The organism is Loktanella atrilutea (assembly GCF_900128995.1).
Taxonomy (GTDB): domain Bacteria; phylum Pseudomonadota; class Alphaproteobacteria; order Rhodobacterales; family Rhodobacteraceae; genus Loktanella; species Loktanella atrilutea.
In genome coordinates, this window is record NZ_FQUE01000003.1 from 340,456 (window position 1) to 360,600 (window position 20,145).

23 protein-coding genes are annotated in these 20,145 nt (G+C 66.8%); 14 read left to right on the plus strand and 9 right to left on the minus strand.

Annotation, left to right across the window (positions count from 1 at the left end; translation table 11 throughout):
• The gene (locus tag BUA54_RS09425) at positions 1 to 315 is read left to right on the plus strand and encodes a DnaJ family domain-containing protein (RefSeq protein ID WP_072856981.1); all 315 of its coding nucleotides are present in this window, start codon (positions 1 to 3) and stop codon (positions 313 to 315) included.
• Here the strand turns inward: BUA54_RS09425 and BUA54_RS09430 are convergent.
• A complete protein-coding gene (locus tag BUA54_RS09430) occupies positions 306 to 911 on the minus strand; it encodes an enoyl-CoA hydratase/isomerase family protein (RefSeq protein WP_072856982.1) in 606 nt (201 codons plus the stop codon). The two genes, BUA54_RS09425 and BUA54_RS09430, sit on opposite strands and share 10 nt — an antisense overlap.
• Positions 908 to 1,666 carry an SDR family oxidoreductase gene (locus BUA54_RS09435; RefSeq protein ID WP_072856983.1) on the minus strand — a complete coding sequence of 253 codons (759 nt, stop codon included), beginning with the start codon at positions 1,664 to 1,666 and terminating at the stop codon, positions 908 to 910. Before BUA54_RS09435 ends, BUA54_RS09430 begins: the two co-directional genes overlap by 4 nt.
• 118 nt (positions 1,667 to 1,784) lie before the next feature.
• Between BUA54_RS09435 and BUA54_RS09440 the strand changes: the two genes are divergently transcribed.
• From BUA54_RS09440 to lpxK, 6 genes are all read left to right on the plus strand, one after another.
• Complete coding sequence (locus BUA54_RS09440; protein ID WP_072856984.1) at positions 1,785 to 3,275, plus strand: DUF2125 domain-containing protein; 1,491 nt, start codon at positions 1,785 to 1,787, stop codon at positions 3,273 to 3,275.
• A 75-nt stretch (positions 3,276 to 3,350) separates the two neighbouring features.
• A complete protein-coding gene (locus BUA54_RS09445) occupies positions 3,351 to 4,694 on the plus strand; it encodes a TldD/PmbA family protein (protein WP_072856985.1) in 1,344 nt (447 codons plus the stop codon).
• Positions 4,681 to 5,454 (plus strand): inositol monophosphatase family protein, encoded by a 774-nt coding sequence (locus BUA54_RS09450; RefSeq protein WP_072856986.1) that lies wholly within the window; start codon positions 4,681 to 4,683, stop codon positions 5,452 to 5,454. Before BUA54_RS09445 ends, BUA54_RS09450 begins: the two co-directional genes overlap by 14 nt.
• A gap of 101 nt (positions 5,455 to 5,555) precedes the next feature.
• Entirely contained in the window at positions 5,556 to 5,801 is a 246-nt protein-coding gene (locus BUA54_RS09455) for a DUF4170 domain-containing protein (RefSeq protein ID WP_072856987.1), read from the plus strand.
• Positions 5,802 to 5,813: 12 nt separating this feature from the next.
• On the plus strand, positions 5,814 to 6,890 hold the full coding sequence (locus BUA54_RS09460; RefSeq protein ID WP_072856988.1) for a 3-deoxy-D-manno-octulosonic acid transferase: 1,077 nt from the start codon (positions 5,814 to 5,816) through the stop codon (positions 6,888 to 6,890).
• Positions 6,891 to 7,868 (plus strand): tetraacyldisaccharide 4'-kinase, encoded by a 978-nt coding sequence (lpxK, locus tag BUA54_RS09465; RefSeq protein ID WP_072856989.1) that lies wholly within the window; start codon positions 6,891 to 6,893, stop codon positions 7,866 to 7,868.
• Between the two features lie 8 nt (positions 7,869 to 7,876).
• Here the strand turns inward: lpxK and BUA54_RS09470 are convergent, their stop codons facing one another.
• Positions 7,877 to 8,611 (minus strand): winged helix-turn-helix domain-containing protein, encoded by a 735-nt coding sequence (locus BUA54_RS09470; protein ID WP_178352733.1) that lies wholly within the window; start codon positions 8,609 to 8,611, stop codon positions 7,877 to 7,879.
• Positions 8,553 to 8,837 (minus strand): hypothetical protein, encoded by a 285-nt coding sequence (locus BUA54_RS09475; RefSeq protein ID WP_072856990.1) that lies wholly within the window; start codon positions 8,835 to 8,837, stop codon positions 8,553 to 8,555. The genes BUA54_RS09470 and BUA54_RS09475 overlap by 59 nt, the downstream gene beginning before the upstream one ends.
• A gap of 164 nt (positions 8,838 to 9,001) precedes the next feature.
• Between BUA54_RS09475 and BUA54_RS09480 the strand changes: the two genes are divergently transcribed.
• The 4 genes from BUA54_RS09480 to BUA54_RS09495 all read left to right on the plus strand — a co-directional run bounded on the left by BUA54_RS09480 (position 9,002) and on the right by BUA54_RS09495 (position 12,610).
• Positions 9,002 to 9,445 carry a hypothetical protein gene (locus BUA54_RS09480; protein ID WP_072856991.1) on the plus strand — a complete coding sequence of 148 codons (444 nt, stop codon included), beginning with the start codon at positions 9,002 to 9,004 and terminating at the stop codon, positions 9,443 to 9,445.
• Positions 9,446 to 9,553: 108 nt separating this feature from the next.
• Positions 9,554 to 10,192, plus strand: a complete 639-nt coding sequence (locus tag BUA54_RS09485; RefSeq protein ID WP_072857060.1) for a ribonuclease HII — start codon at positions 9,554 to 9,556, stop codon at positions 10,190 to 10,192.
• Positions 10,193 to 10,281: 89 nt separating this feature from the next.
• Positions 10,282 to 11,394 carry a site-specific DNA-methyltransferase gene (locus tag BUA54_RS09490; protein WP_143155387.1) on the plus strand — a complete coding sequence of 371 codons (1,113 nt, stop codon included), beginning with the start codon at positions 10,282 to 10,284 and terminating at the stop codon, positions 11,392 to 11,394.
• A gap of 184 nt (positions 11,395 to 11,578) precedes the next feature.
• Positions 11,579 to 12,610 carry an NADP-dependent oxidoreductase gene (locus BUA54_RS09495; protein WP_072856992.1) on the plus strand — a complete coding sequence of 344 codons (1,032 nt, stop codon included), beginning with the start codon at positions 11,579 to 11,581 and terminating at the stop codon, positions 12,608 to 12,610.
• A 1-nt stretch (position 12,611) separates the two neighbouring features.
• Here BUA54_RS09495 and BUA54_RS09500 read toward each other — a convergent pair whose 3' ends face one another.
• Positions 12,612 to 13,754, minus strand: a complete 1,143-nt coding sequence (locus BUA54_RS09500) for an alkane 1-monooxygenase (RefSeq protein WP_072856993.1) — start codon at positions 13,752 to 13,754, stop codon at positions 12,612 to 12,614.
• A 45-nt stretch (positions 13,755 to 13,799) separates the two neighbouring features.
• Positions 13,800 to 14,852 carry an A/G-specific adenine glycosylase gene (mutY, locus tag BUA54_RS09505; RefSeq protein ID WP_072856994.1) on the minus strand — a complete coding sequence of 351 codons (1,053 nt, stop codon included), beginning with the start codon at positions 14,850 to 14,852 and terminating at the stop codon, positions 13,800 to 13,802.
• A 58-nt stretch (positions 14,853 to 14,910) separates the two neighbouring features.
• Here mutY and BUA54_RS09510 point away from each other — a divergent pair, with 58 nt between their 5' ends.
• The 3 genes from BUA54_RS09510 to BUA54_RS09520 are packed head-to-tail and all read left to right on the plus strand — an operon-like array spanning position 14,911 to position 17,211.
• Entirely contained in the window at positions 14,911 to 15,435 is a 525-nt protein-coding gene (locus BUA54_RS09510; protein ID WP_072856995.1) for a DUF721 domain-containing protein, read from the plus strand.
• A gap of 1 nt (position 15,436) precedes the next feature.
• The gene (locus tag BUA54_RS09515) at positions 15,437 to 16,102 is read left to right on the plus strand and encodes a DsbA family protein (RefSeq protein WP_072856996.1); all 666 of its coding nucleotides are present in this window, start codon (positions 15,437 to 15,439) and stop codon (positions 16,100 to 16,102) included.
• Positions 16,099 to 17,211 carry a CaiB/BaiF CoA transferase family protein gene (locus tag BUA54_RS09520; protein ID WP_143155388.1) on the plus strand — a complete coding sequence of 371 codons (1,113 nt, stop codon included), beginning with the start codon at positions 16,099 to 16,101 and terminating at the stop codon, positions 17,209 to 17,211. The genes BUA54_RS09515 and BUA54_RS09520 overlap by 4 nt, the downstream gene beginning before the upstream one ends.
• Positions 17,212 to 17,287: 76 nt before the next feature.
• Here BUA54_RS09520 and BUA54_RS09525 read toward each other — a convergent pair whose 3' ends face one another.
• The 3 genes from BUA54_RS09525 to BUA54_RS09535 all read right to left on the minus strand — a co-directional run bounded on the left by BUA54_RS09525 (position 17,288) and on the right by BUA54_RS09535 (position 20,143).
• Positions 17,288 to 18,289, minus strand: coding sequence for a sensor histidine kinase (locus tag BUA54_RS09525; protein ID WP_072856998.1), 1,002 nt, complete (start codon positions 18,287 to 18,289; stop codon positions 17,288 to 17,290).
• 145 nt (positions 18,290 to 18,434) lie between these two features.
• Positions 18,435 to 18,965 (minus strand): isopentenyl-diphosphate Delta-isomerase, encoded by a 531-nt coding sequence (gene idi, locus BUA54_RS09530; RefSeq protein ID WP_072856999.1) that lies wholly within the window; start codon positions 18,963 to 18,965, stop codon positions 18,435 to 18,437.
• The gene (locus BUA54_RS09535; protein ID WP_072857000.1) at positions 18,962 to 20,143 is read right to left on the minus strand and encodes a geranylgeranyl diphosphate reductase; all 1,182 of its coding nucleotides are present in this window, start codon (positions 20,141 to 20,143) and stop codon (positions 18,962 to 18,964) included. Before BUA54_RS09535 ends, idi begins: the two co-directional genes overlap by 4 nt.
• Positions 20,144 to 20,145: the final 2 nt, after the last annotated feature.

A 20,145-nucleotide genomic window follows, 5' to 3' on the forward strand; every position in this document is an offset into this window, starting at 1 on the left:
ATGTCCAGCTTCATCCGCTCCCTCGTCGACCAGAAGATGACCGACCTTGCCCGCGACGGCGGCCTCGACCGTCTGCCGGGCTTCGGCAAGCCGCTCGATCTGTCGCGCGACCCCTTCGAGGCGATGATGGACCGCATGCACAAGGCGGCAAAGGTCAAGCCGAAGGCGGTCACGCTCAACGACCAGATCGCCGAATCTGCCGCCCGGCTGCGCGACCTGACCGACGATTCCGCCCGCCGGGCGGAAATGCGCGTGCTGGCCGACCTGCGGACCCGCCTCGCCATAGAGATGGAGCAGCTGGGCCGCTACCGCTGACCGATCAGCGCCTTGATCGCTGCCACGTGACCAAGGTCCGCCGCCAGCGCATCGGCACAGAGAACGCGCGCCTCCGCCACCGGATCGTCCGCAATGCGGTCGATCAGCCCGCAGGCCAGTGCGTCCTGCGCCGTCATCCTGGCCCCGCCCAAAAGGATCAGCCGCGCCGCGCCGGGCCCCGCCAGCGCCACCAGCCGCGCCGGGTCCGACGGCTGCGGCAGCACACCAAGCTTCATCACCGGATAGAACACGCGTGCCCCCGGCGCGGCGACCCGCAGGTCGCAGGCCAGCGCCATGCCGCAGGCGCCGCCCGCCAGCGTGCCGTTCAGGGCCGCGACCGTCAGGCCGGGCAGGGCGGCGATGGCCCCCGACAGGTCTTCCCACAGGGACGAGGTCTTCAGCCGCGCCACATCCTCCAGATCCGCCCCGGCGCTGAACACGCGTCCCACGCCGGTCAGGATCAGCGCATGGGCATCCCGCGCATCCGTCACGGCGGCAACCAGATCAGCCAGCATCGCAGAGGTAAGCGCATTCGCCTTGTCCGGGCGGTCGAGCGTCACCAGCGCCAGCCCGCCCTCGCGCGCGGTGCGGATCACGCGACGCCGACCTGCCTGCGGATATCGTCCTCGCGCAGGGACACGTCCTTGCCCAGCCACGGATCGGCCTCTGGCGTGCACATCCAGACCAGCGCCTGCGCTGCCCATTCGGGCGGGATATGTGCCGACCAGTCCAGCTGCGACACGGGACCGACGCCCGATTGCTTGATCTCGCGCTGCATGTCGGTGGCGACGGTGCCGGGCGACAGGCCCATCACCCGAAGCCCCTTGCCCCGGTTTTCCCGGTCGGCGACCTGCGTCAGCATGAAGGCGCCTGCCTTGCTGGCACAATAGGCGGACCACCCCTCCAGCGGATTGTGGGCCGCCCCGGACGACACCGTCAGGATCGTGCCGGACCCCTGCGCGATCATCGGCCCCATGGCCGCGCGCATGCCGTGCATCACGCCCTTGAGATTGATGTCGATCGTCTTGCCCCAGGCCTCCGGGTCGGTCTGCGACAGGACGCCGATCGGATCGACCACGCCCGCGTTGTTCACGATCACGTCGATGCGACCGAAGGTCTCGACCGTGGCCGTGACCGCCTGCTCGACCTCCCAATAGCGCGACACGTCGCAGGGGATCGCCAGCGCCTTTTTGCCAATCTCACCAGCAAGTTCCGCGATCCGCTCCCGCGACCGCGCGACCAGCGCGACGTTCGCCCCCGCTGCGGCAAAGGCCCGCGCCGCAGCGGCCCCGATGCCGCGGCTGGCCCCGGTGATCAGGACTGTCTGCCCGTTCAGGTCAAAGTTTTTCATCGCACTCCCTTTCCGTCCCGCACGGGACGCTTTAGCGTTGGCGCCAGAATTCCCCACTTGGGCCGGAACGGCAAGGCTGCCAGATCCGCTGACCCGACGCTGAACAAGGATCCCTTCGATGAAAGCCACCTTCGCCCTGCGCACCGGTGCCTGCCTTGCTGCCCTGTCGATCGCCCCCGCCGCCTGGGCCGATGTGACCGCACAGCAGGTCTGGGACGCCTGGCAATCCAGCATTGCCACGACCGCCTCTGGCGCTGACGTGACCACCGGCGACGTCACGACCGAAGGCGCGACCGTCACCGTCACGGACTTCGCCCTGCGCAGCACGTCCGACACGGCGACCGTGACCGCCACGATTCCGCAGATCGTCTTTGCCGGGGCCGCCGACGGCACCGTGGCGATCACGCCCACGCCGCAGGTCCCGATCCGGATCACCTATCCCGATGGTCGTGAAATCGCCCTGACCGTGTCGACGACCGGATCGGGCATCACCGCCAGCGGGACGCCGGACGACCTGACCTACGATGTCACCGCGGATCAATACGTCGTCAGCGTCGACAAGCTGACGTCGCCCAAGGGTGACATCGCCGGCGACATGCGCCTGACCCTGAACGGCCTGTCCGGCACCAGCCGTCAGGCAACCGGCGAGACGCGAGAGATCAGCTACGACGTCAAGGCGACGTCACTCGACCTCCTCGTCGACGTGACCCCGCCGGAAGCCGGCAAGCTCATGCTCTCCGGCAAGATCGACGGTCTCGCCTTCGCCGGCGACAGCAGCGCGCCCGCCGACCTCGACCTGGGCGATCCGGTCGCGATGCTGGGCGGTGACTTCACCGGCAAATCGACCCTGACCACCGGTTCCTCCGCCTACATCTTCTCGGTCGCGGGCGACATGACCCTCGACGGCACCGCCACCAACGGCCCCGTGAACGTCATGACCTCCGTCGGAGAAGAGGGCGTGGCCTACGATGTCGCGGTCACCGACCTCGCCGCCGATGTCACCGGCAGCGAGATGCCGTTCCCCTTCAAGATGACCGCAGCCTCCTACGGTTTCGGCCTTTCCGCCCCCGTGGCGCCCACCGACGCCCCGGCGCCCTTCAGCCTGAAGCTCGATCTGACCGATGTCGCCGTCAACGACGAGATCTGGGCGATGGTCGATCCCACCGCCGCCCTGCCGCGCGACCCCGCGACGGTGCGGCTGGACCTTTCGGGCGCGGCGCAGCTTGACGTGGCGCTGACCGACCCCGCACAGATGGCGACCATGGGGCCGGGCTTTCCCGGCAAGCTGCAGGACCTGACTTTGAACGAGCTGACGATCAAGGCCGTCGGCGCCTCGGTCGACGGCACGGGCCAGTTCACCTTCGACAACACGGACACCACGACCTTTCCCGGCATGCCCCGTCCCGATGGCCGCATCGACCTGACCGTCATGGGTGCCAACGGGCTGATCGACAAGCTGGTCGCCATGGGGTTGGTGCCCGCCGATCAGGTGATGATGGGGCGCATGATGCTGGGCATGTTTGCCAAGGATGTCGGCAACGATACGCTGGAATCCACCATCGAGGTGAAGGACGGTCAGGTGCTGGCCAACGGCCAGCGCATCCGCTAGGCCCGCGGGGCCGTGGCCTTGCGGCGCGGCCCCGACCGGACTACCTGCGGAGTGACATCCCAGAAAGCCGTTCCCATGACCGACCTCGCCGCGCTGACTCATCAGATCCTCGATGCCGCCCGCCGCGCCGGGGCGACCGACGCCGATGCGATCGCGGTCGAGGGGACCTCGATTTCCATCGACGTGCGGCAGGGCCATCTTGAAAAGGCAGAGCGTGCGGAAGGCGTCGACGTCGGCCTGCGCGTGCTGCTGGGTCGAAGACAGGCCTGTGTCTCCTCCTCCGACAGCCGCCCCGCCGCCCTCGCGTCGATGGCCGAACGCGCCGTCGCCATGGCGAAAGAGGCGCCGGAGGATCCCACCGTCGGGCTCGCCGACCCCGACCAGCTCGCACGCTCCACCGACAGCGCGCATCTGGAACTCTGCGACGGCTCTCCCGAACCCGACCCCGCCGCCCTGCAGGATGCAGCCCTGCGGGCAGAGGCTGCGGCACAGGAAAACCCCGGCATCTCTCAGGTCTCCGAAACCAGCGCCGGCTATTCCCGCCGCCAGATCCACACCGCCGCCACCAACGGCTTCTCCGGCGGCTACGCCCGGTCCGACATCGGCCTCTCCTGCGTCGCGATCAGCGGCAGCGGCACCGGGATGGAACGGGACTACGACTACGACACCCGCATCTTTCAGTCCGACCTGCGTGACCCCGCCGACATCGGCCGCACTGCTGCCGCCCGCGCTGTGGAACGCGCCGGATCGCGCCGACCCAAGACCGGTGCCTACCCGGTTCTCTTCGACGAACGCGTGGCGTCTTCCCTGATCGGCCACCTCGTCAGCGCGATCAACGGCAGCGCCATTGCAAGGGGCGCATCCTTCCTGCGCGACGCATTGGGCGACCGGATCTTGCCCGAGGGCATGAGCCTGATCGAGGACCCCCACCGCCCCCGTGCCTTCGGCTCTCGCATCTTCGACGCCGAGGGGCTGCCGACGCAACGCCGCGCGCTGATCGACGACGGCATCCTGACCGGCTGGACGCTGGACCTCGCCACGGGCCGCAAGCTCGACCTGCCCTCCACCGCCAACGCGGCGCGGGGCACGTCCTCGCCGCCGCAGCCCAGCGTGACGAACCTCGCCCTGACGCAGGGCACCGCCAGCCGCGCGGACCTGATCGCGCAGATGGGCACCGGGCTTCTCGTCACCTCGATGATCGGCTCGACTATCAACCCCAATACCGGCGACTACAGCCGCGGCGCCGCCGGCTTCTGGGTGCAGAACGGCGAGATCAGCCATCCCGTCAACGAATGCACCATTGCCGGCAACCTGCGCGACATCTGGCGCGGCATGGTCGCAGCCAACGACGCCCGCACGCACCTGTCCCGCGTCGTCCCCTCCCTGCTGGTCGAAGGTCTGACCCTTGCCGGCGACTGACCTTCCCCTGCTGCTCGACGCCGCCGCCGCAGCGGGAGAGATTGCGCTGAAATTCTTCAAGGCCGACCCGCAGGTCTGGGACAAGGACGACGATCAAGGCCCGGTGACAGAGGCGGATCTTGCCGTCAACGCCATGCTGACCGATCGCCTGCGCGGCGCGCGCCCGGACTATGGCTGGCTGTCAGAGGAATCGCCGGACGACGCTGGCCGCCTCGCGACCTCGCGCCAGTTCATCGTCGATCCGATCGACGGCACCCGCGCCTTCATCAACCATTCGCAGGACTGGGCCCATGCCATCGCCGTGGTCGAGAATGGCCGTGTCGTCGCCGGTGTCGTCTCGCTGCCCGCCCGTGGCCTGACCTATGCCGCCGTGCTGGGAAACGGGGCCACCCTGAACGGCAGGCCCCTGCGGGTGACGGATAATGCCGATGCGGCGCAGGCCCATGTCTTGACGACGAAACCCAACCTCGCGCCGCAGCACTGGCAGGGCGGCGTCGCCCCCGCCTTCACCAAGGGCTTCCGCTCCTCTCTGGCCTACCGGCTCTGCCTTGTCGCCGAAGGCCGGTTCGACGCGATGCTGACCCTGCGCCCCTCTTGGGAATGGGACATCGCCGCCGGCAGCCTCATCGTGACAGAGGCATCGGGTACCGCCAGCGACCGCACCGGCGGGCCGCTGGTGTTCAACAATCCGCATCCGCAGGTGAACGGCGTCCTTGCCGCCGGGGCGGTCCACGCGCCGCTGCTGGCCGCGCTGACCTGACGGGAACCATGCTGCACCTGCGGCACGGCGCCGGTTGTCACGCCCGGGCCACCTGCGTAAGTTGCCGGCCATCGTCACCCTGTCCCAAGGAGTCTCCTTTCATGACCCAGCGCCTGCACCTCGTCTTCGGCGGCGAACTGATCGACCCGACGAAGAACGCATTCAAGGACGTCAAGGACATCCATATCGTCGGCATGTTCCCCGACTACGCCAACGCCTACAACGCGTGGAAGTCGAATGCCCAGCGCACCGTCGACGACGCGCACACCCGTTACTTCATCGCGCATATCCACCGTCTCCGGGACGAGGAGACAGCCGCCTCCCCGACCGAAGAACTCGGCATCTAGCCCGGTCCCCCGGTGGTCGAGGCCGTCGTCTGGGCGCGTTGCGCGACGCCCGCGCATCTGGCGGTGGTCGCGGCCCTCGACGCCCGCCTGCAGGCCAGCGGCGAGGACGTGCATTTCGTCGCCACCACCGACCCGCAGCCCGAAGGTCGCCGCGGTGTGCGCGCCCATCTCGCCCAGATCGACCCGATGCTGCTCCTCTGGGTCGGCGGCACGCTGGATTCCCAAACCCTCGGCGCCGCCGAGGAGGCGCGCGTGCCCGTCGTCGTCATCGACGCCGAGGCTGCCGATGTGGCAGAGTTCGGGTCGCGCTGGTTCCGGTCGCGTCGCAAGGCCGCCCTCGGTCATCTGCGCACCGCCTTCACCCGCGATCAGGCCGGTCGTACCGCCTTCGTCAATGCCGGTGCGCCGCCGGACCGCACCTTTGCCGTCGGTGTCCTCGAAGACCCGCCCGCCGTGCTGCCCCATGACGAGGACGACCGCCGCGACTTGGCGGAATCACTGCGCAACCGTCCCGTCTGGCTTGCGACGCAGACCGAACCCGCCGACGTGCCATCCCTCGCCGCTGCCCAGCGTCACGCTGCCCGACGGTCCCACCGCCTGCTGCTGGTCGCCGTCGCCGCCGACGCGGGCGAGGGGCCAGAGCTTGTCGACCGCTTTCAGGCCCTCGGCCTGCCCGCGAGCCTGAGGTCGAGCGGCACGCCGCCGGACGAGGGGCTGCAGGTCCATGTCGTCGACGTCGCGGGCGAACTCGGGCTCTGGCTGCGCCTTGCCACCGTCGCCTTCGCCGGCGGCACGCTGACCCAGTCCGCCGCACAGGACCCGTTCGAGGTCGCGGCACTGGGCGCCGTGCTGATTCACGGCCCGCGCACCACACCCTTCACCGCCCGCTACGACCGCCTCGTGCGTGCCGGTGCGACACTGCAGATCGACGGTGCCGCCGCCCTCGGCCGTGCGGTCGAGGCGCTGTTGTCCGCCGACCGGGTCGCCGCCATGGCCACGGCCGGTTGGGATGTCACCTCGCGCGGGGCAGAGGCGACGGATCGCATCGTCGGCCTGATCCGTGCCCGTCTGGACGAGGCCGGGCTGTAGATGGGCGCCCCCGGTTTCTGGTTCACAGCCCCAGACGCTCCCGACTGGCGCGCCCGGCTGCTGGCGCCGCTGGGCGCGGTCTATGCCACCGCCACCGCGCGACGACTGCGGCAGGACGGTCATCGCGCCGGCGTTCCCGTCATCTGCATCGGCAACATCAACGTCGGCGGCACCGGCAAGACTCCGACCGCCATGGCGCTGGCGCAACTGCTGACGGATCGCGGGCAGGCCCCGCATATCGTCAGCCGCGGCTACGGCGGCAGCCTGACCGGTCCCGTCCGCGTCGACGAGCGCCGCCACACCGCCGCACAGACCGGGGACGAACCGCTGCTGCTGTCGTCCTTCGCCCCCACATGGGTCGCCCGCGACCGCGCCGCCGGTGTCCGGGCGGCAGAGGCGGCGGGCGCCAGCGTCGTCCTGCTGGACGACGGCTTCCAGAACCCCGCCGTGCTCAAGGACCTCTCGATCGTCGTCGTGGATGCGGGGCGCGGTTTCGGCAACGGCCGCGTCCTGCCAGCGGGTCCACTGCGTGAACCCGTCGCCGCCGGACTCGCGCGCGCCGACCTCCTGCTCGCCATCGGCGACGCCGCGGCGCAGGCGGACTTCGCCGCCCGCTGGCCCGCCCCTGACCTGACCGGGGAACTGATCCCCCTCGTCACCGGCATGCCCTGGCAGAGCCTTCGCCTGCTGGCCTTCGCCGGGATCGGCCACCCCGAGAAATTCTTTGCCACCCTGCGCGCCATGGGCGCCGATGTCATCCGGGCAGAGGCGCTGGAGGATCACCAACCCCTGACAGAGACCCTGATGGCGCGGCTGGAGGCGGAGGCGAAGCTGCGCGTCGCCCAGCTCGTCACCACGGAAAAGGATGCCGTGCGCCTGCCGGACGCGTTCCGGGCAAAGGTGCTGACCCTGCCGGTGCGGCTGCAATTCGGGGATCGGACACCGCTCGACACCGCATTGTCCCGTCTCGGCCTGTGACGGTCCGGTCAGACCATCCGGATCACGTCCTTGTCGATCGCCAGCATGTAACCCTTGCGCGCGATGTTCTTGACCAGCAACTCGCTGACCATCTGGTTGCCCAGCGTGTCGCGCAGCCGCTTGATGCGCGTGGCGCCCGCCGCCTCGTCGCAGTCGGACGCATCGCGGCCTGATATCACGCCTTCGATCTCGGCCCCCGACAGCACCTCGTCGTCCATCCGCGCCTCGGCCAGCACGCTCAGCGTCTCGATTGCCGCCGCCGTCAGCTTGAATTCGAAGTTGTTCAGATAGACCGACCCCTGATCGCGGCTGATCAGCAGAGAGTTCACCTCGATCCCCTTCCGCTCGATCTGGCCCATCCGCCGCGTCAGCGCGATCAACATGACCAGAAAGGCGACGGCCGCGACCAGCAGCGCGGTCGCAAAGACCAGCAGCACGAAGATCACGAATCGGTAGGACGACAGCGTGTCGGAAAACGCCGTGCCGGACCCGGCGAGGATTTCCAGCAGCTTGATCTCGGCCCCCGTCGTCAGGTTGTCGTTCGCGACGAACAACTGTTCCACCCGCGCGTTGAACGCGTTGGCGTCGGGCAGGTTGACGAACAGCAGCACAGCCGCCGCCGCCAGAATGACGACGATGCCGATGATGCCGCCCACGACGATGCGATTGCCGATTTCGCGCGCTTCAGTAGCGGAGGAAATACTCACCTGCGCTGCCCTTTCTGCTGTCCAGACCGTTTGCATCGAACACGCCCACGACCGTCAGCAGAGCCCACCCGTCCGACTGCAGCCGCGGCGCAAGCTCCGCGGTGGCGTTGGACTTGGAGCATTCCCCATTCACCTGTGCCACGCCGTAATGCAGGCGCAGCGGCTCGTCGCGCTTGGCCTTGTAGTCGGCATAGCAATCCGCCTGCGCGGCGGTTCCGGCCAGAAGGCCGATCAGGATCAGGGAAAAGAGCTTTTTCATCATGATGAAGGCTGACCGCAATCCTGCGTGTTATGCAATATCGCCAGATGCTATCGGTTCAGGGCGGCAGGCGCCAGTGGCTGTTATTGCCTGACGGTGCCTGAACGACAATGCTGGGCCGCACAAGGCCACCCGCGGAACCGGGTCGTCAGCCGGAGTGATACACCATGTCGCACAGATTATCCGCCATCCTGCTGGCGCTTTCCATTCTGCTGCTGCCGACGGCAACGCCCGCTGACCAGCGTTATCCCTACGCCTCCGGCCAAAGTGAGGCCGATCTCGATTGGCGCGGCCTGCTGCAGGGCCGCGGCCATGGGCGGTTCGAAGGCGGCCTCGGGCCGTTGACGGCACCGCCGGTCATCATCGCGCCACAGGCGCCTGTGCCATGGCCCGGTGACAGTTTGCAGGCCCTGCCGGACCGCTGCCTCGGCCGCGTCGACACGCGCTACGGGCCGCAGGACATTTATGGCGCCGCCTGCCTGTCCGACTACCCCCGGATCGCTGCCCGCCTGCCGCAGGCCTGTCGCGTGCGGGTCCAGAGCTGGGGTCGCACCAGCGACGCCTACGACGCGACCTGCCTGCGCCGCGCCGGGTTCCGGTCCTACCGCTGACGGTTCGGGCATGGGCAGACCGCCCCCGTCACCATGCCCGTCATGGGGGCGGCCGGGATCGACCCGGCCGCCCTTTTCCAGCGCCGCGCGATACGGCAAGGTGCGCACATGGCGAATCCACCTCCAGACCTTGCTTTCGAACGCATCGCCCGCAGCGCAGGCTTCGCCCGAATCGCCGGCGTGGACGAGGTCGGGCGCGGGCCGCTCGCCGGGCCGGTCATGGCCTGCGCCGTCATCCTCGACCCCCGGTGCATCCCGCCCGGCATCGCCGACAGCAAGGTGCTGTCCGCATCGCGCCGCCGGGCGCTCTATACCCTGATCCCGGATGTGGCCCATGTGGGCTTCGGCCTCGCCACGGTGGCAGAGATCGAAGCCATGAACATCCTTGCCGCCAGCCACCTCGCAATGCGCCGTGCCATCGCCGATCTGCCGCAAGCGCCTGATTTCGCTTTGATCGACGGCAATCGCCTGCCGCCCGATCTGCCATGCCCCGCCCGCACCATCGTGAAGGGCGACACCCGGTCCCTGTCCATCGCGGCTGCCTCAATTATGGCAAAAGTGTGGCGCGACGACTGGATGGTGGGATTGGCGCAACAGCATCCCGGCTACGGCTGGGAGAGAAACGCAGGTTATCCCACACCCGAACATCATGAGGGGCTGAAATGTCACGGTGTGTCACTACATCACCGCAGAACTTTCGCGCCGATCCACAAGATGTTGTGGCAAGATAAAAACCAGTCACGATAATTCATTTTAATTATTGCCTCTCAAAGGCGCAAACGGTCATCCTGTCACCAATCAACGAGTGGAAAAATCCACCGGGATAGAGGCAGAGCATGACAATAAAAACAAAGGCCCAAAAGGGCCTCGCGCTACCGCTTAACCAAATTTTGGGGGGCGACTGCATCGACGTGATGAACAGTCTGCCGGCAGAGTCGGTCGATCTGATCTTCGCCGATCCGCCTTACAACCTCCAACTGCGAGGCGATCTTCACCGCCCGGACAATTCCAAGGTCGACGCCGTCGATAACGACTGGGACCAGTTCGACAGCTTCGCCGTCTACGATGCCTTCACCCGCGACTGGCTGAAGGCGGCGCGCCGCCTGCTGAAGCCCAACGGCGCGATCTGGGTGATCGGCAGCTATCACAACGTCTTCCGCATGGGGGCAGAACTTCAGAACCAGGGCTTCTGGATCCTCAACGACGTGGTCTGGCACAAGTCCAACCCGATGCCGAACTTCCGCGGCAAGCGCCTGACCAACGCCCACGAGACCCTGATCTGGGCCGGCAAGTCCGAATCCAGCAAGTACACCTTCAACTACGAGGCGCTGAAGGCGCTGAACGAAGGCATCCAGATGCGCAGCGACTGGATGCTGCCGATCTGCACGGGACACGAGCGCATCAAGGATGACAACGGCGACAAGGCGCATCCGACGCAAAAGCCCGAAAGCCTGCTTCACCGCGTCCTGCTGGGCACCACGAACCCCGGCGACGTGGTCCTCGACCCTTTCTTCGGCACCGGCACCACCGGCGCCGTAGCCAAGATGCTTGGCCGTGACTTCATCGGGATCGAGCGCGAGGAGTCCTACCGCAAGGTCGCCACCAAACGCATCGCCAAGGTCCGCAAGTTCGACAACGAGGCGCTGCAGGTCAGCACCTCGAAACGCGCCGAACCGCGCGTCGCCTTCGGCGTCCTCGTCGAACGCGGCATGCTCCGGCCCGGAGAGGAACTCTACTCCCTCAACGGCCGCCACACGGTCAAGGTCCGTGCCGACGGCACCCTGTCCAGCGACGACATCAAGGGGTCGATCCATCAGGTCGGCGCCCATCTGGAAGGTGCGCCCAGTTGCAACGGCTGGACCTACTGGCAGTTCAAGCGCGAGGGGCAGCGTGTGCCCATCGACCTCCTGCGCCAGCAGGTCCGCGCCGAAATGGCAAAACACGCATAGATTTCAACAGTTACCGCCGGTGCCCTCGACGCGTCAGCCCCACATGGGCTGACGTGCAGGCACTAACTTTGCCCCGCTGTCCTATGGACATGCGGGGTTTTTTTTCGACCCGCCCCCCGTGGGGTCATCCTGTCCGTCACGCCATTGCGCGCTAGAATCCTGACATATCGCAAGGAGAAGTGCCATGACCGACGCCACCCGCATCGTGCTCGCCAGCCGCCCCGACGGCAAACCGACCACCGACAACTTTCGCACCGAAACCGTGACCCTTCCCGCGATCGAGGACGGCGAATTCCTCGTTCGCGTGATCTGGCTGTCGCTCGACCCCTACATGCGCGGCCGCATGGACGACGCGAAGTCCTATGCCAAACCGGTTGCGCTGGGCGACGTCATGGAAGGCGGCACCGTGGCCGAGGTGATCGAAAGCAGGAACAGCGACTTCCCCGTGGGCAAGATCGTCGCCGGGTCCTTCGGCTGGACCACCCATGCGATCAGCAATGGCGACGGCGTGCGGATCGTTGATCCCGACATGGCCCCGATCTCGACCGCGCAGGGTGTGCTGGGCATGCCCGGCATCACCGCCTGGGTCGGCCTGAATGACATCGGCCGCGCCAAGGACGGCGAGACCATCGTCGTCTCCGCCGCGACCGGTGCGGTCGGCGGCATGGTCGGGCAACTCGCCAAGGCCAAGAACATGCGCGTCATCGGCGTCGCCGGCGGACCCGAGAAATGCGACTACGCGATTAAGGAGCTGGGCTACGACCTTTGCCTCGACCACCATGCCCATGACGCGAAATCGCTGGGCAAGGCGATCGCCAAGGCCGCGCCTGACGGCGTCGACGTCTACTTCGAAAGCGTCGGCGGCAAAACGCTGGAGGCGGTTCTCGGCAACATGAACATCCACGGTCGCATCGCCGTCTGCGGCATGATCGCCTGGTATTCCGGTCAGGGCGTCAAGGACGCGCAGCCCTTGCCCGCCGTCTGGCGCAACATCCTGACAAAGCGTCTGCTGGTCGAAGGCTTCATCATCTTCGAACACTTCCACAAGTTCCCCGACTTCATGGCGCAGGTCGGCCCGATGGTCGGTGATGGCAGGATCACGTATCGTGAAGACATCGCCGAAGGGCTGGAGAACGCGCCGCAGGCCTTCATCGACATGCTGGGCGGTGGCAACTTCGGCAAGCAGATGGTGCGCGTCGGCGCAGACCCGAAATAGGTCAGCGGGGCCACGGATTGGTCGCGTTCCTGTAGGGCGACCAATCCGTGATCTGCGGATAATAGGTTCGCCGCCACTGGCGCACCCGCGGGTTCATCATCCGCCGCCAGACCGGCGGCACCATTGCCACGATCCCCATGATCGAATAGCCGTAGGGCAGCTGCGGCGCATCCTCGGCACTGTAGTTCTGCAGCAGCGGAAACCGCCGGTCGGGCTTGTAATGGTGGTCCGAATGGCGCTGCAGGTTGATCAGTAACCAGTTCGACGCTTTCTGGGCGGAATTCCAGGAATGGTGCGGCTTGACGTATTCGTACTTGCCGCCGCCCAGATGTTCCCGCGTCAGCCCGTAATGTTCGATGTAATTGACCAACTCCAGATGCCAGACCGCGATGAAGGCCTGCCACAGGAACAGCGCGACCCCCAGCCAGCCGCCGACCGCCAGCGCCAGCGCCAGAAATACCAGTTGCAACGCCCAATAGCGCCAGAACGGATTGCCCCGCTCGTGCCAGGGCCGGTCCCTGCGCGCCAGCATCGCCGCCTCTGCCCGGAAGGCAGAGCCGTAGCACTGCGTCAGCACCCGCGGGAAATAGCGATGGAATCCTTCGTTGTAGCGGGCCGTCACCGGATCGCGCGGCGTGCCGACATAGCGGTGATGCACCAGCAGATGCTCTGACCGGAAATGCGAATACAGCGCCATCGCCAGCAGGATATCTGCCATCCAGCGTTCGACCTTCGGGCGCTGGTGCATCAGTTCGTGGCTGTAATTGATGCCGATGGTCCCGGTGATGACCCCCATGCCAAAGAACAGCCCCGCCAGTTCCCAGCCACCCAGGTGATCCGCCCGCGTAGCGTACCAGATCATCCCGAACAGCGACGCCGCCTGCACCGGCGCCCAGACGATGGTGATGATGCGATACCACCACAACTGGTCGTCGGGCGTGTCCGGGTCCGCGTTCGCCTCGTTCAGCCCGGCGAAGATGTCGATGACGCCGAACAGATACCACGTGCAGACCGGCAGCAGCAGCACCGCCCAGCCGCCCCAGACCGCGCTGATCCAGGCGATGGGAATCAGCAGCAGCGACAGCCAGAACGGCAGCGCGGCTGACAGGCGGGCAATGGCGGGTGTGGTGGCGGTGGCGGTCATGGCATCCTCTCTGCCAGCGTCATGCCCGCAGATTAAGGCGTTTTATCAGCGAATTGGTAAAGAATCCGCGACCAGATCATGCACCTTGCGCATGACGGTGGGTAACGATGCCGGCGAATAGGTGTCATGGCCCACGAAATGCCCCCGCTCCGGCACCGCATCCTCGGCCACCACGGCCCAGAGAATCGTCAGCTCCAGATGGAAATGGGTAAAGGTATGGCGCGCCGTGGCGTCCAGCACCTGCCAGTCGGCCAGCATCGGCGGCGCAGGCTGCGGATCGTCGGACCAGTCCGACCCCGGAAACCCCAGCATCCCGCCCAGCAGCCCCTTGTCCGCACGCGTTTCCAGCAGCCAGGCCCCGTCGGCGCGCCGCGCGACATAGGCGATGCCGCGCCGGACAGGCACCGCCTTCTTCGGCGTCTTCCTCGGCAGGCCCGTCGCCGTCCCGGCGATCCGGCCCGCGCAACCGTCGCGCCACGGACAGATGCCGCAGGCCGGCGATTTCGGCGTGCAGATCGTGGCGCCGAGGTCCATCACCGCCTGCGCATAGTCGCCCGGCCGCTCCCGCGGGGTCAGCGCCTCCGCCAGCGCCATCAGCTCCGGCTTCGCTGCCGGCAACGGCGTATGAACGTCATAAAGCCGCGCCATCACCCGCTCCACATTGCCGTCCAGCACCGTCTCCGGCGCATCGAAGGCGATCGCCGCCACGGCAGAGGCGGTATAGGGCCCGATCCCGGGGAGGGTCAGCAGGGTCGCGCGATCGGACGGGAAGACGCCACCGTGATCCGCCACCACCGCCCGCGCACATTTCAGCAGGTTGCGCGCCCGGGCATAGTAGCCAAGGCCCGCCCAGGCGGCCATGACATCCGCATCCTCCGCCGCCGCAAGGTCGGCGACCGTGGGCCATATCCCCATGAACTTGCGCCAGTAATCCCGCACGGCGGCGACGGTCGTCTGCTGCAGCATGACCTCCGACAGCCAGACGCCGTAGGGGTCGGGCAGGGCCCCCGCCTTGCGCTCTGCCGGTGGCACGCGCCATGGCATCGACCGCGCATGGACATCGTACCAGTCCAGCAGTTGCAATGATCGGTCACGCATAGTTCATGCCCCCTCGCGCTGACTTGGCGTGCGGCACGACATAGACTAGACCGTGACCATGAAACAGCCACACCGCACTTCTACGACCCGCGGCTTTTCCCGCGCCGTCACGCTGATGCAGTCGCGCATCCGCGCAGGCAGCGAAGGGCGCGGCTTTGCCGAGACGCGGCTGCTGACACACTGGGCGGAATTCGTGGGCGAACAGGTGTCCAGCGTGGCGACGCCGGTCAACGTCAGCTACGGCCGCGGCGCCCTCGGCGCGACGCTGACCCTGCTGACGACCGGCGCCAACGCCCCCATGCTGGAAATGCAAAAGCTGCAGATCCTTGAAAAGGTGAACGCCTGCTATGGCTACCGCGCGATCGCGCGGATCCGCATCACCCAGACCGCGCCCACCGGCTTTGCCGAAGGGCGCGTGGCCTTCGCGCCCGCCCCGAAAGCACCCCCGCAACCCGACCCCGCCACGCAGGACCGCGCCCGCGCGGTTGCAAGCGGCGTCGCCAATGACGATCTGAGGACGGCACTCGAGGCGCTGGCCGCCAACGTCCTGACGAAACACAAGAACCGAACCAAAGGTACGTGACATGAAACGCAGAACCCTTCTCGCCGCCGGCGGCGCCACGCTGGTCCTTGGCGGCGCCTTCGCGCTGAACCTGAACAGCCCGCAGAACGGCCTGCTGGTCGGCATGGCCAACGCGCAAAGCGACACGCCCGCCGACCCCTCCGCCATCGCCGACATGGTGATGGGATCGGCCGACGCGCCGGTCAAGATCACCGAATACGCCAGCTTCACCTGCCCGCACTGCGCGGAATTCCACGACACCGTCTGGCCGCAGCTCAAGGCCGACTACATCGACACCGGCAAGGTGCAGTTCACCTACCGCGAGGTCTATTTCGACCGCTTCGGCCTCTGGGCCTCGATGATCGCCCGTTGCGGCGGACAGATGCGGTTCTTCGGCATCGCCGACATGCTCTATGACAAGCAGCGCGACTGGACCGCCGGTGGCGATCCCGCGGCCATCGCGCAGAACCTGCGCAAGCTGGGCAAGACTGCCGGCCTGACGGACGAGATGCTGGACACCTGCCTGAACGACGCGACCACGGCGCAGAACCTCGTCGCCTGGTACGAGGCGAACGCCAAGGCGGACGACATCAACTCCACCCCGTCGTTCCTGATCGACGGGACGAAGTATTCGAACATGTCCTACGCCGACATGAAGAAGATCATCGACGACGCGATGCCAGCCTGATGCGTCCCCTGCAAGGTCTGCGCGTCGTCGAACTGGCGCGCATTCTGGCCGGCCCCTGGGCCGGACAGACGCTGGCCGACCTCGGGGCAGAGGTCATCAAGGTCGAAAGCCCCGAAGGCGACGATACCCGCCGCTGGGGCCCGCCCTGGGTCGATCACGACGGCGAACGCACGGCCGCCTATTTCCACGGCACGAACCGCGGCAAGACCTCCGTCATTGCCGATTTCCGCACGGAAGAGGGGCAGCAACGCGTCCGCGACCTCGTCGCCGACGCCGATATCGTGATCGAGAACTTCAAGGTCGGCGGCCTTGCGAAATACGGCCTCGACTACGCCAGCCTGTCACAGGTGAATCCGCGGCTGATCTACTGCTCGATCACCGGCTTCGGGCAGGACGGCCCCTATGCCCATCGGGCGGGCTACGACTATATCATCCAGGGCATGTCGGGCCTGATGTCGATCACCGGAGAGGTGGGCGGCCAGCCGCAGCGCGCCGGCGTCGCCGTGGCGGACCTGTTCACCGGCATGTATGCCAGCACCGCGATCCTTGCCGCCGTGCACCAGCGGCAGACGACGAGCCGGGGGCAACACATCGACATGGCGCTGTTCGACTGCGCGGTCGCGGTCATGGCCAATCAGGCGATGAACTACCTGACGACCGGCACGCCGCCGACGCGGACCGGCAACACGCACCCGAACCTGACACCCTATCAGGTCTTCGACTGCGCCGACGGCCACATCATCATCGCCACCGGCAACGATTCCCAGTATCGCAGACTTTGCACAGTGCTGGGGGTGCCGGACCTGGCGGATCATCCCGATTTCGTCAGCAACCCCGATCGCGTCGCAAACCGCGACCGGCTCACGGAACTGCTGACCGCCGCCACCATCCTGCGGACCCGCGACGATCTGCTGGCGGCCTGCGAGGCGCATGGCATTCCCGCCGGTCCGATCAACGACATGGCGCAGGTCTTTGCCGATCCGCAGATCGTCCATCGCGGCATGCAGGTGGATCTGGACGGTGTGCCCGGGATGCGGACGCCGATCCGCTTGTCCGACGGCGATACATCACCCCGCGGTCCCGCCCCGCGACAGGGCAAAGATGGTTAATAAAATACCCTCGTTTTACATAATATGTATCGCATGCGAAACATTTGGTTTTTGAAATGTATTTTTCGGGCGCCGTCTAGCGAGACATCGTCCGTTCGGACACGGACAGCTGATAGGTAAAGGCTTCCGGCTGAAAGTCCCGCCGCGCCTTGGCCTTCAACTGTGCCGGCACCACGCTGTCAAGGATGAACGACCCGAAACCCTTGCGGTCCGGTTGGCGCTCGATCCGGATGCCGTGCTCCCGCCACTCGAAGGCGTAGCCGCCGGCGGTGTCGGCGGTCCAGACGACGTCCAGCCGCCCGGTGGGCGAATTGAGCGCACCGTATTTCACCGAGTTCGTCGTCAGTTCGTGCACCGCGAGGGTGAAGATCTGCGCCTCGGTCGCATTCATGACGAGAGGCCCGCCCGTGACACTGATCTGGTCGCTGCTGACATCATGATATTCCGCAAGTTCGCGCGCGACGATCTGGTCGATGGTGATGCCGTCCCAGTGCTTTCCGGTCAGATAGGAATGGGTCCGCGACAGGGCCATCAGCCTGCCTTCGAACTTGGCCTCGAAATCGGCGAGATCTTCGGAATGCGCTGCCGTCCGCTTCACCGTGGCTCCGATCAGGGAAAAGATGTTGCGCACCCGATGCTGCAATTCGTTGGCGACGGTATCCTTCAACTGCTCCGTCATCACCTGCTGGGTGACGTCCTGTGCATTCTGCACCATGAACCGGATCTCTCCGTCGGCAGAGACGATCGGGTTATGATGGCAGGTCCAGAATATCTCTCGCGTCTCGCCCGTCGGTTCGCCGTCGGGCGACATGACGGGAATGGAATAAGGCACCGCAACAAGTGTGTTCGCCTCGCCGTCGAGGGCGCGCTGCACGGAATCCTTGAACATGGTAAGGCGCGCGTCATCCTCGGGAAAGGCATCGAAGGCGTATTTCCCCTTGATGTCCTCCAGCCGCATGTTCACCGTCGCCAGATACTGAGAGGTCGCGGTCACGATGTTCATCTGCCTGTCCAGCACCAGACAGGGCGCTGGCAACTGGCTGAACAGCGCGTCCCATTCCATCAAGGTATCAGGCATCGCGGTCTCGTCTCTCCTGCTGCCCGACCAGGCGGTCGGAGTGGCGCCGGCAGTCTGCCCCGGCAGCGCGCCGAAGTGCCTGAACATGCTTCACTGTGTCCCATCGAAACGCCAAGACCGCAAGGCCGCTCGCGGGGGCGTGGCGTCAAGTCGCGAGGGACGCTCCGAAAATCGCGGCGGCATGTTCGGCAAGGTATATGCGCAGCCACGGTGTAAAGACCGACGGTGTCGCATCGACCTCCCGCCGCAGGTCGGACAGGGACACCCACCGGGTCGCCATGACTTCGTCGGGGTTCAGGTCGATGGACAGGCGGGCGGGGGCCTCGGCCAGATAGACCTCGACCACCTCATGTTCGATCAGGCCGTCGCCCACGTCGGCGCGGTATTCGATCCGGTCGCGGTGGCGCAGGGTCAGGCCGGTGATGCCCAGCTCCTCGTCCAGTCGCCGTGCGGCGCAGGCGGCGGGGTCCTCGGCCCACGCGGGGTGGGTGCAACAGGTGTTCGCCCACAGCCCCGGCGTATGGTATTTCGACAGGGCGCGCTGCTGGATCAGCACGCGGTCGCCCCGCACGACGAAGACGCTGATCGCCTTGTGCCGCAGGCCCTTGACGTGCGCCTCCAGCTTCTCGACCGGCGTCAGGGTGCCGTCGATCCATGCGGGAATCATCACCGTCATGTGCGGGTGACGGCCACCAGCCCGGACAGGTGGGCCAGGTTCTTGATGCCGATCTTCAGGTGCGCCATGGGTCGTGCCTTTACCAGAGATTTGTTCATATAGGCCTCGAACGTCAGCTTTTGAACATCCACGTCGTGACAGAGCGACACGAACCGTTCGCGCCGCTCGTCCGACCGGTAATAGGCATTCTGCATCGCGCCCAGCACGCGAAAGACCTGCTTGTGTTCCTTCATGAAAAGGCGGCGGGCCAGTTGCAGGTCCTTGATCCGCCCGGTGCGCAGTTTCGCAGCGGCCGCCGTCGCGGCGACCCGGCCGCCGACCATGGCGTAATAGATCCCCTCGCCCGAGGATGGTGCCACGACACCCGCCGCATCGCCTGCCAGCACGACGTCGCGGCCATTGTCCCAGCGGTCCAGCGGTTTGAGCGGGATCGGCGCGCCTTCGCGGCGGATCGTCTTGCAGTCGGTCAGCCCGTGGGCCGCGCGCAGGTCGGCGGTGGCCTGCTTCACGTCGACGGATTTCACCAGCGATCCCATGCCGATGCTGGCCTGACCGCCATGGGGGAAGATCCAGCCGTAGAAATCGGGGGAAATCCTGCCGTCGTAGATCACGTCGCAGCGGGTCGGGTCGTAGGTGGCCGTGGCCTGCGGCGCCTCCACGATCTCGTGGTAGGCGATGACGTAGGGGATCCTGTCGCCGCCGGGGACGCATTGGGCCGCGACCTTGGACCGGGCGCCGTCGGCGCCGATGACCAGCCTGGCGGACAGGGTCCGTTCGGTGCCGTCCGCCTTGTCGCGATAGACGACATGGGTGCCGTCCGCATCGCGGTCGATTCGCACGAAGGTGCCGGCGATCAGGTCGGCCCCGGCGGCCACCGCGCGGTCGCGCAGGAAGGCGTCGAAGTGTTCCCGGTCCACCATGCCGACGAAGCCGTCCTCGATCGGGATGTCGACGTGACGGCCAGAGGGAGAGACCATGCGGGCGGTCGTGATCTTGGCCACCAACTGGGCGTCGGGGATGAAGAAATCTGCGATCAGCCGGGGCGGGATCGCGCCGCCGCAGGGCTTGATCCGGCCCAGCCGGTCCAGCAGCGCGACCCGGTGGCCGGAGCGGACCAGATCGTCCGCGGCGGTCGCACCGGAGGGGCCACCGCCCACGACGACGACATCATACTGCATGG

Bases quoted from the DNA above. Each gene is read 5' to 3' on its own strand.
- BUA54_RS09425 (WP_072856981.1), top strand. From the start codon at position 1: ATGTCCAGCTTCATCCGCTCCCTCGTCGACCAGAAGATGACCGACCTT.
- BUA54_RS09435 (WP_072856983.1), bottom strand. From the start codon at position 1,666: ATGAAAAACTTTGACCTGAACGGGCAGACAGTCCTGATCACCGGGGCC.
- BUA54_RS09440 (WP_072856984.1), top strand. From the start codon at position 1,785: ATGAAAGCCACCTTCGCCCTGCGCACCGGTGCCTGCCTTGCTGCCCTG.
- BUA54_RS09445 (WP_072856985.1), top strand. From the start codon at position 3,351: ATGACCGACCTCGCCGCGCTGACTCATCAGATCCTCGATGCCGCCCGC.
- BUA54_RS09455 (WP_072856987.1), top strand. From the start codon at position 5,556: ATGACCCAGCGCCTGCACCTCGTCTTCGGCGGCGAACTGATCGACCCG.
- lpxK (WP_072856989.1), top strand. From the start codon at position 6,891: ATGGGCGCCCCCGGTTTCTGGTTCACAGCCCCAGACGCTCCCGACTGG.
- BUA54_RS09470 (WP_178352733.1), bottom strand. From the start codon at position 8,611: ATGCAAACGGTCTGGACAGCAGAAAGGGCAGCGCAGGTGAGTATTTCC.
- BUA54_RS09475 (WP_072856990.1), bottom strand. From the start codon at position 8,837: ATGATGAAAAAGCTCTTTTCCCTGATCCTGATCGGCCTTCTGGCCGGA.
- BUA54_RS09480 (WP_072856991.1), top strand. From the start codon at position 9,002: ATGTCGCACAGATTATCCGCCATCCTGCTGGCGCTTTCCATTCTGCTG.
- BUA54_RS09485 (WP_072857060.1), top strand. From the start codon at position 9,554: ATGGCGAATCCACCTCCAGACCTTGCTTTCGAACGCATCGCCCGCAGC.
- BUA54_RS09490 (WP_143155387.1), top strand. From the start codon at position 10,282: ATGACAATAAAAACAAAGGCCCAAAAGGGCCTCGCGCTACCGCTTAAC.
- BUA54_RS09495 (WP_072856992.1), top strand. From the start codon at position 11,579: ATGACCGACGCCACCCGCATCGTGCTCGCCAGCCGCCCCGACGGCAAA.
- BUA54_RS09500 (WP_072856993.1), bottom strand. From the start codon at position 13,754: ATGACCGCCACCGCCACCACACCCGCCATTGCCCGCCTGTCAGCCGCG.
- mutY (WP_072856994.1), bottom strand. From the start codon at position 14,852: ATGCGTGACCGATCATTGCAACTGCTGGACTGGTACGATGTCCATGCG.
- BUA54_RS09510 (WP_072856995.1), top strand. From the start codon at position 14,911: ATGAAACAGCCACACCGCACTTCTACGACCCGCGGCTTTTCCCGCGCC.
- BUA54_RS09515 (WP_072856996.1), top strand. From the start codon at position 15,437: ATGAAACGCAGAACCCTTCTCGCCGCCGGCGGCGCCACGCTGGTCCTT.
- BUA54_RS09525 (WP_072856998.1), bottom strand. From the start codon at position 18,289: ATGCCTGATACCTTGATGGAATGGGACGCGCTGTTCAGCCAGTTGCCA.
- idi (WP_072856999.1), bottom strand. From the start codon at position 18,965: ATGACGGTGATGATTCCCGCATGGATCGACGGCACCCTGACGCCGGTC.
- BUA54_RS09535 (WP_072857000.1), bottom strand. From the start codon at position 20,143: ATGCAGTATGATGTCGTCGTCGTGGGCGGTGGCCCCTCCGGTGCGACC.